A 13269-nucleotide genomic window follows, 5' to 3' on the forward strand; every position below is an offset into this window, starting at 1 on the left:
AACATATAAACTTCACTCTAAAAAAGGCCGAATCATACGATTCGACCTCATTTATATTTATAAAGTAAAGTAATATCTTTACTATTATTCACTATATAACAATAATACTATTTTTTTCTTATAGCACTTAGATAGATGTTAAGAATGTTAGTGTACCTAAAATAACGCCTGCAAGGTTTGGTACGATTAAAATATAATCACGTTTAGGTGATTTTGTCCAACCATATAATACCCAGATCAAACAGGATACTGCTGCAAATAATGGTTGCCATGGTTGACTAGGTTGACCATGAAGATTAGCAATTATTTGTGGGATATAGGCTAAAAATACAAATACACCAATAAATGCAGCAATAGAACCAACTAACATATTAAATCTTTCTTTTGTCATAGATGACCTCCTTATTCAACATTACATTATTATATCTTACACAATATACTATATCATATTTTTTTTCGATGTAGTCAATTGTGTAAAATTAATCATGCAAATTAGTTTAATTCATATTGCTTTTGATTACACTTATATGTAATCTATATTAAAATCATATAGACTAAAATCATAAAAAACGAGGCCGAATCTTACGATTCGACCTCGTGTGTGCTTGTATAGTAGAGTAACCTATTCCCTATTATTTACCAGGGAAGAATGGCCATACCATTGGAATGATAATTAAGCTTACTACGAAGCAAACTAAAACCAATGGAACGCCAGCTTTTACATAGTCAGTAAATTTGTATTGACCAGGACCAAGTACTAATGTATTTGGAGGAGTACCTACAGGTGTACCGAATGCACAAGATGCAGCAACGCCGATAGCCATCAATACAGCATGAGGGTCAGCGCCCATACCTTGAGCAATGGAGATACCAATAGGAGCCAATAATGCACAAGATGCAGTATTAGACATAAATTGTGTCATAACACAAGATAAAATAAACAATACGGCTGTAGCAAAGTAAGGGCTAGGATCAGCGCCCATAACGCCGATTACTGCATCGGCAATCATTTTACCAGCACCAGATTGATCAAGTGCAGTTGCTACTGGCATCATACCAGCGAATAAGAAGATTGTTACCCAGTCAATGGATGTATAAGCTTGTTTTTCGTTCAAGCAACCAGTTAATACGCAAAGCATTGCGCCGATAACTGCAACCATGCTCAATGGCAAGTTAATACCAAAGTGTTCTTTCAATGGTTCGCCTAAAATCATGGCAAGGATTACACCTAAAAGAATAAGTCCGGAGAACAATTGTTTCTTAGGATCGTTAGAAATATCTTCAGCAGCTACTTCTTGTTCTACATCACCGGCATCAGTAATTTCATGTTTAGGTAATAAATGTTTACCAATGAGCATCATAAATACGATAGTAGCGATAGTCAAAGGAATGCCAATCCAAGCAAACTCGAAGAAACCAAATGGTTCAATACCAAATTTAGATAATGTACCACTTACAATGATATTAGGTGGTGTACCAACCATTGTAATGATACCACCAATGCCTGCAGCGAATGCTAACGGCATCAACTGGCGAGATGCAGGAATCTTAGCAACAGCACAGATACCAACAACTACAGGAAGTAAAGCAGCTGTTGTACCAGTATTAGATAAGAATGCGGACATGATAGCTGTTACAAGCATAATCGCAAGCATTAATCCATTTTCGCTAGTGCCTGCATGAGATACTACGGTTTCCCCAATTTTTTGAGCCAAACCAGTGTAGAATAATGCAGCGCCAACAACGAACATGCCAGCAAACAACACAACTGTACTATCAGATAAACCAGAGAATACAACCTTAGGAGTAATAATACCCATAAGGCCTAATGTAATTGCGCCGCCTAAAGAAGTAATAGCTAGAGGAATAATTTCCGTAACGAATAAAACAGCCATGACTGCAAGGACGATTAAGGTTTGTTCTGCAGTACCCATACATCATCATCTCCCTTCAGAGAAATGCACTGACATAATTATAAGAGATATAAAATATAACCTACGATACCAATGGCAGAAGCCATTATAAAAGTAATCCCATATCCCTCTCTTGTTTTAGGATACCCAAATAATAAAGTTTCACCAAGAAAACCACGGCGGTTAAACCAAGAATATTTAGTTCTCTGCTGAAACCATTTAGCTTTGCCTTCAGCACCGATAATCAGTGCAGTAATAAAAAAAACAATAAATGCCCAAACAAAACAAATCAGTATTTTTAATTCAATTGATAACAAGTGACCACCTCTACTATATTAAAAGCACTAGAAGGTTATTCTGTGAAATCTTGCTAATCACCTAATGACCGATCTGAAAAGCATTTATTGCAAATATTCCCTTTTTATGTATGATTACATAATGACCAAGGGCTTTTTGATTCACCAATAGGTGTACCTATTTAGGTACACCTGGGTGAATAATTATTTAATTATTAGTGACTGGACAACATAGCAAGCATTGTACCTGCTGCTACTGCTGTACCAATAACGCCAGCTACGTTAGGACCCATAGCATGCATGAGCAAGAAGTTAGCTGGGTTAGCTTTCGCACCTACTACTTGAGATACGCGAGCTGCCATTGGAACCGCGGATACACCAGCAGAACCAATAAGTGGATTTGTTTTACCACCATCAAATAAGCTCATCAATTTACCGAATAATACGCCACCAGCAGTACCACCGATAAACGCAACCAAACCTAAACCAATAATTAGGATTGTTTGATAGCTTAAGAAGTGTTCCGCACTCATTGTCAAACCAGTACCAGTTGCTAAGAAAATAGTAACAGTATTGATCAACGCATTTTGAGAAGTATCGGACAAACGATCAGTTACGCCAGATTCACGGAATAAGTTACCTAACATCAACATACCTAACAAGGATGTAATGGAAGGAAGCAATAAGGAAATGAAGATCGTTGCAACGATTGGGAACACGATTTTTTCAAAACGTGTAACTTCGCGCAATTGCTCCATTACGATTTCACGTTCTTTTTGAGTAGTAAATAATTTCATTACAGGTGGTTGAATCAACGGTACCAAGGACATATAGGAATATGCGGCAACCGCGATAGCACCTAATAGATGAGGAGCTAGCTTAGCAGCTAAGTAGATAGATGTAGGACCATCAGCACCACCGATGATACCAATAGCAGCCGCTTCTTGAACTGTAAAGCCCAAAGTCATTGCACCACCAAGTGCAACGAATACGCCGATCTGAGCAGCAGCCCCTAAAAGCAATGTTTTAGGATTGGCAATGAGTGGACCGAAGTCAGTCATCGCACCTACACCAAGGAAAATTAAAGGTGGGAAGATTTCTTGGGAAATACCTGCACTAATAAGAGCCATAACGCCTTCTTCAAAACCGTTACGAGGAATATTAGCAAGTAAACAACCAAACGCAATCGGACCCAACAATAATGGTTCAAACTCTTTGGCAAATGCTAAGTATAATAGGATCAAACCTACAAGAATCATAATAGCATTACCTGGTTCAAATGCGAGGAACCCGCTATCGTTAAGAACGGATTGTATCGCAACAGCAAAAGCCTCCATATGCGTTCCCCTTTCACAAATATAAAATTGTTATATGACGCGGCACCGCCGCGCCATACAAAACTTGGTATTAACCAAGAACAACCATGTCGTCGCCAGTGGATACAGTTTGGTTAGCAGATACGCGAACTTCGGAAACTACAGCATCATGTGGAGCTGCAATTTCATTTTGCATTTTCATAGCTTCAAGAATCAACAAAGTTTCGCCTTTTTTAACTGCTTGACCAGCAGATACTGCTACAGATAAGATTTTACCAGGCATTGGAGCTTTTACAGTTTCAGCACCTGCTGGAACTGGAGCAGCTGCTGCAGCTGGAGCTGGTGCTGGTGCAGGAGCTGCTTTAGGAGCTGGAGCTGCTGCTGGAGCCGCTTTAGGAGCTGCTGCAGGAGCCGCTGCTTTCACTTCATTAACTTCTACATCATATGCTGTACCATTTACTGTAACGTTGAATTTTTTCATCTTAAATTCCTCCAAAATGTGTAATTTCTACACAAAACTTATAAATATTTTTACACATATAAATTGAATAATCCCATGGATTATCAAATTAGCCAATTATCTTATCGATTACCACGCAAACGGCCTTCCATTTTCCAATTGTAGCTTACGATTGGACGGATATGCGCGATTTGATCAGCGGAATAACCCATTGCCGCTAATGCACCAACGATTACTGCTACTACATCTTGAGATGGAGCTTTACCGTTAGTTGTTGTAGCATTGCTCATTACAAATGCCTCCTAAAATTATTTTAACCTCTACCGCTTAAGCGACCTTCCAAGCGCCATTTAGCACTGGTTGCTGTAGGTCGGATAGATGCAATTTGTTCAGATGAGTACCCCATCGCCACAATGGCACCTACGATAGCTGCTACTACTTCATCCTCATTTTGAGCAGATGCACTTGGTGCAGCCACAGGAGTTGCTGGAGCTGCAACAGTTGTGTCAGTTTTAGGAGCTTCTTTTTTCTTCTTAGTAGGATCGATTAAATAAACAATCTTCATAAGAATACCTAAAGCAATCAAAACAAAGAACACAATAGACATATTGATTGCCATTATGAGTAACGGATTGGTAGTAACTGCTTGTCCTTCCATAATCATTCCCCTTTCTAAAAAAGTAGTAAAGAAAGGTATCTCCCAAATTCGATGATATGTTTACCGAATCGAATTATAATGGAATATTACCATGTTTCTTTGGAGCACGGTTTTCGCGTTTACTTGCAAGCATTGCCAAAGCGTTGATAACTGCTGGACGAGTTTGTTTAGGTTCGATTACAACATCTACGAAGCCACGTTCTGCAGCTTTGTAAGGAGTCGCAAACTCTTCTACATATTTAGCTGTTTTAGCATCTTTATCTTCGTCTTTCTTGAAGATAATATTAGCTGCACCAGCAGGACCCATTACAGCGATTTCGGATGTAGGCCAAGCATATACTTGGTCTGCGCCTAAATCTTGGGAACACATAGCGAGGTAGGAACCGCCATATGCTTTACGAGTGATAACAGTAATTTTTGGTACTGTAGCTTCAGAGTAAGCATATAACATTTTAGCACCATGACGAATGATACCGCCCCATTCTTGATTTGTGCCAGGCAAGAAACCAGGAACGTCAACGAAGTTAACGATTGGAATATTGAAAGCATCACAGAAACGGATGAAACGGGAAGATTTGTCAGAAGCGTTAATGTCCAAGCAACCAGCCATTACTTTTGGTTGGTTAGCAATGATACCAACGGATTGACCATCAAAACGAGCGAAGCAAGTAATGATATTAGTAGCATAGAATGGTTGTACTTCATAGTATTCGCCATTATCTACAGTAGCTGCGATAACATCTTTCATGTCGTAAGGCATGTTACTGTTATCTGGCAACAAGCTATTCAAGCTTTCATCCTCACGAGTTGGATCGTCACCAGTATCTACCAATGGAGCATCTTCCATATTGTTGGATGGCAAGAAGCCTAATAAGTAACGAATTTGAGCGATACAATCATCTTCATTTTCAGCTGCAAAGTGAGCAACACCAGACACGGAGTTGTGAGCCATTGCACCACCAAGATCTTCAGCGGTTACTTCTTCACCAGTTACAGATTTGATTACTGCAGGACCAGTGATGAACATTTGAGAAGTATTTTTAACCATGTAGATGAAGTCAGTCAATGCTGGAGAATATACAGCACCGCCCGCACATGGGCCCATGATTACGGAAATTTGTGGAATAACACCAGATGCATTTGTATTTTCAAAGAAAATTTTACCGTAACCAGCAAGGGCATCTACTGCTTCTTGAATACGAGCACCGCCGGAATCGTTGATACCAACAATAGGAGCCCCCATTTTCATTGCTAAACGTTGTACTTTAACGATTTTAGCAGCATGCATTTCACCAAGAGAACCACCTTCTACAGTGAAATCTTGTGCGAATGCATATACTAAACGACCGTCGATAGTACCATAACCTGTTACTACACCTTCGCCTGGTAATTCTTTCTTTTCTTGACCGAAGTTAACACAACGATGTTTAACGAATTGATCAAGTTCAACGAAGGAATTATCATCGAACAATTTAGCCAAGCGTTCGCGAGCAGTCATTTTACCTTGAGCATGTTGTTTCTCAATGCGTTTTTCGCCGCCACCAGCTTTAACTTTAGCTAGTTTTTCGTGCAATAACTCAATTTTTTCCTGCACTGTTGCCATTATAGCACCTCCAAATAAAACTTGTTACAGTATCATTTTATTTCATAAATGAATAAAGTTCAAGAAGCATACATATTTAATATATAACGTAGAATTATATGTATATGTATATCTACAACTCATATATAATTATGTGAATTGGATACTGTATTATTTCATACGTTGACATAATTCAAGCAATACACCACCAGTTGCTTTTGGATGTAAGAAAGCAATTGAGGAACCGCCTGCACCATAACGAGGTTTTTCGTCAATCATACGAACGCCTTTAGCCATCAAATCAGCAATAGCATTTTCAATATTATCAACGCGCAATGCAACGTGTTGGATACCATCACGACCGCCATTTTTTTCGATAAATTTACCGATAGGGCCATCTGGAGTTGTAGTTTCTAAGAATTCAAGTTCAGCATCACCACAAGGGAAGAAGGATACTTTTACCTTTTGTTCTTCTACGATTTCGTCTTCAGGAAGATGTTCAATGCCTAATGCATTTTTATAAAATTCTTTAGTTGCTGCTAAATCATTAACACCAATACCGATGTGATCCACTTGTAATACTTTAAAAGCCATTTTGATTATCTCCTTTTCAAGGCTAAATCTCTAATGCTACGTAGTCGCCGTCTACTTTAGCACGCTTGTCATTACGCCATTAACAACTGTATATGGATCGCTTTCGCGTTCATTAACAGCTGCCACTTGGCTATTAAATTCGTCGCTTGTAACAATTTTATCAGCTACATAACGACCAATTTGTTCATTAATCATTGCGATGATTTCATCACGAGTACGTTCTGCCCGACGAGATTCCAATTCACCAGAATCTTCAAGATACTCAAAATGTTCATCTAAAGCGTCGATAAGCTCATCTACGCCTTGGTCTTTACTAGCAATTGTGCGCTTAATTGGTGGGCGCCATTTTACTTCACGAGAATCTAGGTCAAGCATCATTTCAATTTCTACATTCAAACGATCGCAACCATCTCGGTCAGCTTTGTTGATAGCAAATACATCGCCAATTTCAAGAATACCCGCCTTGATAGCTTGGATATCATCACCGAGACCAGGAACCAGTACAACCAATGTAGTATCAGCATTTTTTACAATATCTACTTCAGATTGACCTACGCCTACAGTTTCAATAATTACTAAATCCATGCCAAAGGCATCCATGAGTTTTACAACGTCTGCAGTCTTTTTAGATAATCCACCAAGACTACCACGCGTGCCCATGCTTCGAATGAATACATTTTCATTTAATGTTAAATCATTCATTCGAATACGGTCCCCCAAGATAGCACCTCCAGAGAATGGGCTAGTTGGGTCGATGGCAACGATGCCGATTTTTTTACCTTGATCTAAATAATGTTTAACTACCTTATCGGTCAAAGTACTTTTACCAGCACCAGGGGCCCCTGTAATACCGAGAATACGTGCGTTCCCCGTTTTAGGGTAAATTGCCTTCATAATATCGATGGCATTATCATACTCGTTTTCTACAGCTGTTATGGACCGTGCTAAGGCTAGTCTAGAACCTTCAAAAAGGCCTTTAACTAAATCCATTCGCCTCACCACCTATCTTCGAATATGGGAATAGAGGGGAGCCAACTATTCAAGTTGCACCCCTCTTTGCCCCAAGCAATTATTTTACGTTTTCTTTAATAAAGTTAACGATATCGCTAGTTGGTGTGCCAGGTGTGAATACTGCCGCTACGCCAGCTTTTTTCAAGCCAGGGATATCAGCGTCAGGAATAACGCCACCACCGATTACAAGAACATCCCCCATGCCTTTTTCTTTCAAAAGTTCAACAATTTTAGGGAACAATGTATTATGAGCACCAGAAAGAAGAGATAATGCAACTACATTAACGTCTTCAGAAAGCGCTGCTTCAACAATTTGTTCTGGTGTTTGACGAAGACCAGTATAGATTACTTCGAAACCAGCATCGCGAAGTGCGCGTGCTACTACTTTTGCACCACGGTCATGACCATCAAGACCTGGTTTTGCTACAATTACTCTAATACGTTTTTCTGCCATGATATATTACCTCCGAAATCAGCCGATATTATAATGTGGAATGAGCTTCGTATTCACCGAATACTTCGCGCAATACATTACAAATTTCACCCAAAGTAGCATATGTTTTAACTGCTGCAAGAATTAATGGCATCAAGTTAACAGATTCGTCAGCTGCGCCAGCTTTCAAATCAGCTAAGGCTTTATCAACTGCGGCTTGATCGCGGTTAGCACGAACTGCTTGAGTTTTCTTAGATTGGTTAGCACCTACGGAAGCGTCTACGCGAAGCAAGTCTTTTGGAGCTTCTTCTTCAACTTGGAATTTGTTTACGCCAACGATTGTGCGCAAGCCAGATTCAACTTCCATTTGCCATTTGTAAGCGGATTCTTGAATTTCTTTTTGGATGTAGCCTTTTTCGATTGCTACTACAGCGCCGCCCATTTCATCAATTTTCTTGATGTATGCCATAGCTTCGTCATAGATAGCGTTAGTCATAGCTTCAACATAGTAGGAACCGCCCAATGGGTCAACTACGTCAGCCAAACCAGATTCGTAAGCCACGATTTGTTGAGTACGAAGAGCTACTTGTACAGATGCTTCTGTAGGAAGAGCCAAAGCTTCGTCACGAGAGTTTGTATGTAAAGATTGAGTACCGCCCATTACAGCTGCTGCAGTTTGAAGAGCAACACGAACGATGTTGTTATCAACTTGTTGCGCAGTCAACATGGAACCAGCTGTTTGAGTATGTACACGAAGCATCATGGATTTTGGTTTTTTAGCACCAAAACGTTCTTTCATGATTGTTGCCCATAAGCGACGAGATGCGCGGAATTTAGCAACTTCTTCAAGTACATTATTATGAGCATTCCAGAAGAAGGAAAGACGACCAGCAAATGTATCAACATCAAGACCAGCTTTCAAAGCTGCTTCTACGTATGCGATACCATCAGCAATTGTAAATGCGATTTCTTGTGCTGCTGTGGAACCTGCTTCACGGATGTGGTAACCGGAAATAGAAATTGTATTCCATTTTGGAACGTATTGAGAACAATATTCGAAGATATTAGTGATCAAACGCATAGATGGTTTTGGAGGGAAAATGTAAGTACCACGAGCTGCATATTCTTTCAAAATATCATTTTGAATAGTACCTTTCAATTCTGTGGAAGGTACACCTTGTTTTTCAGCTACTGCGATATACATTGCCAACAAAACGGATGCTGGAGCGTTGATTGTCATGGAAGTGGATACTTTGCCAAGGTCGATGCCATCGAACAAGATTTCCATATCTGCCAAAGAGTCAATCGCTACACCTACTTTACCAACTTCGCCTTCAGCCATAACATCATCAGAGTCATAACCGATTTGAGTTGGCAAGTCGAACGCACAGGAAAGACCTGTTGCACCAGATTCGATTAGGTAGCGGTAACGTTTGTTAGATTCTTCAGCTGTAGCGAAGCCTGCATACATACGCATTGTCCAGAAACGACCACGGTACATAGTAGGTTGTACGCCACGAGTATAAGGGAATTCGCCAGGCATTCCCAAATCGCGTTCATAATCAAAGCCTTCAATATCAACTGGTGTATACACACGGTTGTATTTTAAGTTTTGACGTTCTGGAGTTTTTGCGCATTTTTCGTCACAAAGTTTGTTGTACTCAGCAATTTGGGCTTTTAAGTTTTCGTAAGCCATGTTTTCATCATCCTCCTAAAAAAACAGGTTATTTTTTCATGCTTCCAGTTTCTGTGAAGCGTTTATGCCAAGAAAGAGCTTCATCAAGCAACATTGGTGTATGGGCATTCTTTGTTGCAGCTAATGCTTTTTCTAGGTATTCAGTTAACATAGGTTTGTAGTCTGGGTGAGCACATTTTTCAATAATCAAACGAGCTCTTTCCACTGGGCTCAAACCACGACAGTCAGCAACACCTTGTTCTGTACAGAAAATCATAGTGTCATGTTCTGGATGATCCACATGGGATACATATGGAACGATAGAACTGATGTCGCCATTTTTAGCAACGGAGTTAGTACAGAAGATAGTGAGATATGCACTACGTGCAAAATCACCAGAGCCACCAACACCATTCATCATTTTGCTACCCATAATATGAGTAGAGTTTACATTGCCAAAAATATCAAATTCGATAGCGGTATTCATGGCAATGACACCAATACGACGGGCAATACCAGGGTTATTGGAAATTTCTTGCGGACGAAGAATAATTTTTTTACGATATTCATCAATATTCGCATAGAAACGTTTCAACCCATCTGGAGAAGGACTCAATGCAGTACCAGAACATACAGTTACTTTACCAGCATCGATCAAGTCAAACATACCGTCTTGGATTACTTCTGTATAAATAGATAAATCTGTGAATGGCCCTTTAGCAAGACCACTGATTACCGCATTTGCAACGGAACCTACACCAGATTGCAATGGAAGCAAGTTTTTAGGCAAACGCCCTTCTGCAATTTCTTGTTCGAAGAATTTAATAAGGTGTTGACTCATTGCCTTTGCATCATCATCAATAGGCGCTAAAGGTCTTGTTGTATCAGGAACATCACAAGGTACTACTGCAACAATTTTACTTGGGTCACAAGGAATTGCTTCAGTACCAATACGATCACCAGGTGTTTCCAATGGAATTGGTTTACGATGTGGTGGATCGAGTGGTTCATAGATATCATGCATACCTACCAAGGAAAGTGGTTGAGATACGTTTACTTCTACGATAACCTTTTTAGCTTGGCTAACAAATGTTGGAGAGTTCCCAACAGATGTAGTTGGAACAATGGAGCCGTCTTCGTTAATTTGTGCAGCTTCGATAATCGCTACATCTAAATCACCAAAGAAGCCATATCGAACATTTTGTGCCATTGTGCTTAAATGCATATCGATGTATTTAACAGCACCGCTATTTAAGGCTTTACGTGTATCCCCATTTGTTTGATATGGGAAACGACGATTGATACCGTTAGCACGAGTTAACGCACCATCAGCTTCATCACCTACGGAAGCACCTGTCCACAAATCAATTTTGAATGGTTCTTTTTCCATTCTTTCTGCCAATGCCAATGGTACTGCCTTTGCATAACCCGATGGTGTAAAGCCGGAAATACCAACTTTATCATTAGGGTTAATCAACTGGGCTGCATCATAAGCAGTGACAATTTTACCTTGCAGGTCCACATTTTTTACGCGGTCTTTGATGTCTATCACCATAACCATCTCCTTTAAGAGTAACATTGTTAAACGACAATTGAATCTCTTTGGTCTAATACGTTCCTTAAACCGACTTCATCGTAGTCCACATCCAATGTATTGTCAACTTATATGACTAAAATGTATTTTTTATCACACTCTACCCGTGCATTATGACTAAAACGCATGGGTTTTTACATTTTTACATAAGTTTTATTCACACCGATATAACTCACAGGAATTATCAATTTAATAGTATATATTGTTGTTTTTTTATGTATATCGAACTATCCCAATACAACATATAGAATCTTATCAATATAATAAAAAAAATATAATATATACAGAAACTGACCGCTACACCTCCTATAAAAATATAGATATACAAAAAACCGGTTTTCAAATGCAAGCAATAATGTTCAATTATTCTAACATTAGAAAACCGGTTAAATATACTTAAGCTTACCCTACTAAGGTATGTATAAATTATACCATACTATGAAATTGTATCGCTACCATAAAACTTACTAATTATACAAAATATACCTTTTACATATGGGCCTTTGTGGAAAGTTGTACTTTCACAAAGGCCCCAACCCAACCAAGGAGTTGCCAAAAAACAATAGTAACTTGATGGCTATAGAGCTCAAAATCAGACAATCCACTAAAAAGAACTCCGATAGCTAAAGCGCCTATACCTATCTGTGCAGCTTGTCGGAACATATCCCCTTTCAAACGAACAGATGTAATAACATGACCGACGATAACTGCTAGGAATGATAGCAAGCCAGGAATACCTGTTTCAGCCAATATATTTAAATATAAATTATGGGCATGATACATCAACACATTAGGACCTTGAATGTAATAGTTATACTCTGGATAAACTAAGTAGAATGTATTCCACCCAATACCAAAGATTGGATTTTCTCGTACGATATACATTGTGCTATCCCATAGAGCCCAGCGAAGATCTGATGACGTATCATGACCTTGGAATATAGACCAAAGTCGCGAAGCAACTTCCCCTTCATAGAAGTATAGAATTAACGGTACCACTAACAAGGATAAGAATAGTCTTCGTTCTACGAAAATAGCCCAATACAGAATCATGGCCGCAAAACTAATCCAAATACCACGCGAATAGGTTAATAACATCGTTAAAAATAATACAACACCAATAATCAGCATTGTAACAACTTCACGAGTACGATTCTCTTTCATATAAACAAGAATATAGCTAATACATACACTTAGTACCATCAATAGATAAGCCCCTAACAAGTTAGGATTTTGCAATGTAGACGCCATTCGACGCATCAATTTAGGGAATTGTGCTGCATCTACCCATTCTTTTATATGTATATTAGGAACAAATATATACTGATAGGCCCCAATAATGCATACAAGAACGGCTGTACCTAAAAAGGCACGAAGAAAATAGTTCCACTGTTTAGGTGTTCGGATATAGGTACGAACTAAATAGTACATGCCCCCACCCGCTACAATTTGGTAGAACCAGCTCTGAATAGACCAATCCCAGTTTGGGGACATTAACGACGATATACCTGTCCAGATAACAAAGATCATAACAGTCCAAGATAAATAACCTGTCGGCAAACTCAATGATTTACTAGAAATCAAATCATATAATGCTAGACCTATAGCCAACCAGAGAAGTACATCTCCCACCATTGGCTGAAGTGGCATCGCAATGACAACACCATAGATTAATCGTTCAATATAAAAGGTAAGTCGTTTCTGATTAGGAATGAGTGAGAGTTCCATATTCTCACC

General features: G+C 39.2%; 14 protein-coding genes. All 14 read right to left on the reverse strand.

The window, feature by feature from the left end; translation table 11 throughout:
- Nucleotides 1-127 precede the first annotated feature (127 nt).
- Nucleotides 128-391, reverse strand: a complete 264-nt coding sequence (locus ACGHIY_RS06225; protein ID WP_302942460.1) for a SemiSWEET family transporter — start codon at nt 389-391, stop codon at nt 128-130.
- Between the two features lie 241 nt (nt 392-632).
- Entirely contained in the window at nt 633-1934 is a 1302-nt protein-coding gene (locus ACGHIY_RS06230) for an SLC13 family permease (RefSeq protein WP_390525373.1), read from the reverse strand.
- Between the two features lie 38 nt (nt 1935-1972).
- The gene (locus tag ACGHIY_RS06235; protein WP_004696478.1) at nt 1973-2230 is read right to left on the reverse strand and encodes a hypothetical protein; all 258 of its coding nucleotides are present in this window, start codon (nt 2228-2230) and stop codon (nt 1973-1975) included.
- 194 nt (nt 2231-2424) lie between these two features.
- A complete protein-coding gene (locus ACGHIY_RS06240) occupies nt 2425-3546 on the reverse strand; it encodes a sodium ion-translocating decarboxylase subunit beta (RefSeq protein WP_195213104.1) in 1122 nt (373 codons plus the stop codon).
- A gap of 70 nt (nt 3547-3616) precedes the next feature.
- On the reverse strand, nt 3617-4006 hold the full coding sequence (locus ACGHIY_RS06245; RefSeq protein ID WP_004696481.1) for a biotin/lipoyl-containing protein: 390 nt from the start codon (nt 4004-4006) through the stop codon (nt 3617-3619).
- A 101-nt stretch (nt 4007-4107) separates the two neighbouring features.
- Nucleotides 4108-4275, reverse strand: coding sequence for a hypothetical protein (locus ACGHIY_RS06250; RefSeq protein ID WP_004696483.1), 168 nt, complete (start codon nt 4273-4275; stop codon nt 4108-4110).
- 23 nt (nt 4276-4298) lie between these two features.
- Nucleotides 4299-4643 carry an OadG family protein gene (locus tag ACGHIY_RS06255; protein WP_195213103.1) on the reverse strand — a complete coding sequence of 115 codons (345 nt, stop codon included), beginning with the start codon at nt 4641-4643 and terminating at the stop codon, nt 4299-4301.
- Nucleotides 4644-4716: 73 nt separating this feature from the next.
- Nucleotides 4717-6246, reverse strand: a complete 1530-nt coding sequence (gene mmdA, locus ACGHIY_RS06260) for a methylmalonyl-CoA decarboxylase subunit alpha (protein ID WP_390525374.1) — start codon at nt 6244-6246, stop codon at nt 4717-4719.
- Between the two features lie 150 nt (nt 6247-6396).
- Nucleotides 6397-6819 (reverse strand): methylmalonyl-CoA epimerase, encoded by a 423-nt coding sequence (gene mce / locus ACGHIY_RS06265; RefSeq protein ID WP_004696488.1) that lies wholly within the window; start codon nt 6817-6819, stop codon nt 6397-6399.
- A gap of 51 nt (nt 6820-6870) precedes the next feature.
- Entirely contained in the window at nt 6871-7809 is a 939-nt protein-coding gene (gene meaB / locus ACGHIY_RS06270; protein WP_004696489.1) for a methylmalonyl Co-A mutase-associated GTPase MeaB, read from the reverse strand.
- Nucleotides 7810-7888: 79 nt separating this feature from the next.
- Complete coding sequence (locus ACGHIY_RS06275) at nt 7889-8284, reverse strand: cobalamin B12-binding domain-containing protein (protein ID WP_004696492.1); 396 nt, start codon at nt 8282-8284, stop codon at nt 7889-7891.
- 28 nt (nt 8285-8312) lie between these two features.
- The gene (locus tag ACGHIY_RS06280) at nt 8313-9959 is read right to left on the reverse strand and encodes a methylmalonyl-CoA mutase (protein WP_004696495.1); all 1647 of its coding nucleotides are present in this window, start codon (nt 9957-9959) and stop codon (nt 8313-8315) included.
- Between the two features lie 28 nt (nt 9960-9987).
- Nucleotides 9988-11493 (reverse strand): acetyl-CoA hydrolase/transferase family protein, encoded by a 1506-nt coding sequence (locus ACGHIY_RS06285; RefSeq protein ID WP_004698680.1) that lies wholly within the window; start codon nt 11491-11493, stop codon nt 9988-9990.
- A gap of 528 nt (nt 11494-12021) precedes the next feature.
- A complete protein-coding gene (locus tag ACGHIY_RS06290) occupies nt 12022-13260 on the reverse strand; it encodes an O-antigen ligase (RefSeq protein WP_004696499.1) in 1239 nt (412 codons plus the stop codon).
- Nucleotides 13261-13269: the final 9 nt, after the last annotated feature.

It is taken from the genome of Veillonella parvula, assembly GCF_042850485.1.
GTDB classification, from domain to species: Bacteria; Bacillota; Negativicutes; order Veillonellales; family Veillonellaceae; genus Veillonella; species Veillonella parvula_Q.

Bases quoted from the DNA above. Each gene is read 5' to 3' on its own strand.
- ACGHIY_RS06225 (WP_302942460.1), bottom strand. From the start codon at position 391: ATGACAAAAGAAAGATTTAATATGTTAGTTGGTTCTATTGCTGCATTT.
- ACGHIY_RS06230 (WP_390525373.1), bottom strand. From the start codon at position 1,934: ATGGGTACTGCAGAACAAACCTTAATCGTCCTTGCAGTCATGGCTGTT.
- ACGHIY_RS06240 (WP_195213104.1), bottom strand. From the start codon at position 3,546: ATGGAGGCTTTTGCTGTTGCGATACAATCCGTTCTTAACGATAGCGGG.
- ACGHIY_RS06245 (WP_004696481.1), bottom strand. From the start codon at position 4,006: ATGAAAAAATTCAACGTTACAGTAAATGGTACAGCATATGATGTAGAA.
- ACGHIY_RS06250 (WP_004696483.1), bottom strand. From the start codon at position 4,275: ATGAGCAATGCTACAACAACTAACGGTAAAGCTCCATCTCAAGATGTA.
- ACGHIY_RS06255 (WP_195213103.1), bottom strand. From the start codon at position 4,643: ATGGAAGGACAAGCAGTTACTACCAATCCGTTACTCATAATGGCAATC.
- mmdA (WP_390525374.1), bottom strand. From the start codon at position 6,246: ATGGCAACAGTGCAGGAAAAAATTGAGTTATTGCACGAAAAACTAGCT.
- mce (WP_004696488.1), bottom strand. From the start codon at position 6,819: ATGGCTTTTAAAGTATTACAAGTGGATCACATCGGTATTGGTGTTAAT.
- meaB (WP_004696489.1), bottom strand. From the start codon at position 7,809: ATGGATTTAGTTAAAGGCCTTTTTGAAGGTTCTAGACTAGCCTTAGCA.
- ACGHIY_RS06275 (WP_004696492.1), bottom strand. From the start codon at position 8,284: ATGGCAGAAAAACGTATTAGAGTAATTGTAGCAAAACCAGGTCTTGAT.
- ACGHIY_RS06280 (WP_004696495.1), bottom strand. From the start codon at position 9,959: ATGGCTTACGAAAACTTAAAAGCCCAAATTGCTGAGTACAACAAACTT.
- ACGHIY_RS06285 (WP_004698680.1), bottom strand. From the start codon at position 11,493: ATGGTGATAGACATCAAAGACCGCGTAAAAAATGTGGACCTGCAAGGT.
- ACGHIY_RS06290 (WP_004696499.1), bottom strand. From the start codon at position 13,260: ATGGAACTCTCACTCATTCCTAATCAGAAACGACTTACCTTTTATATT.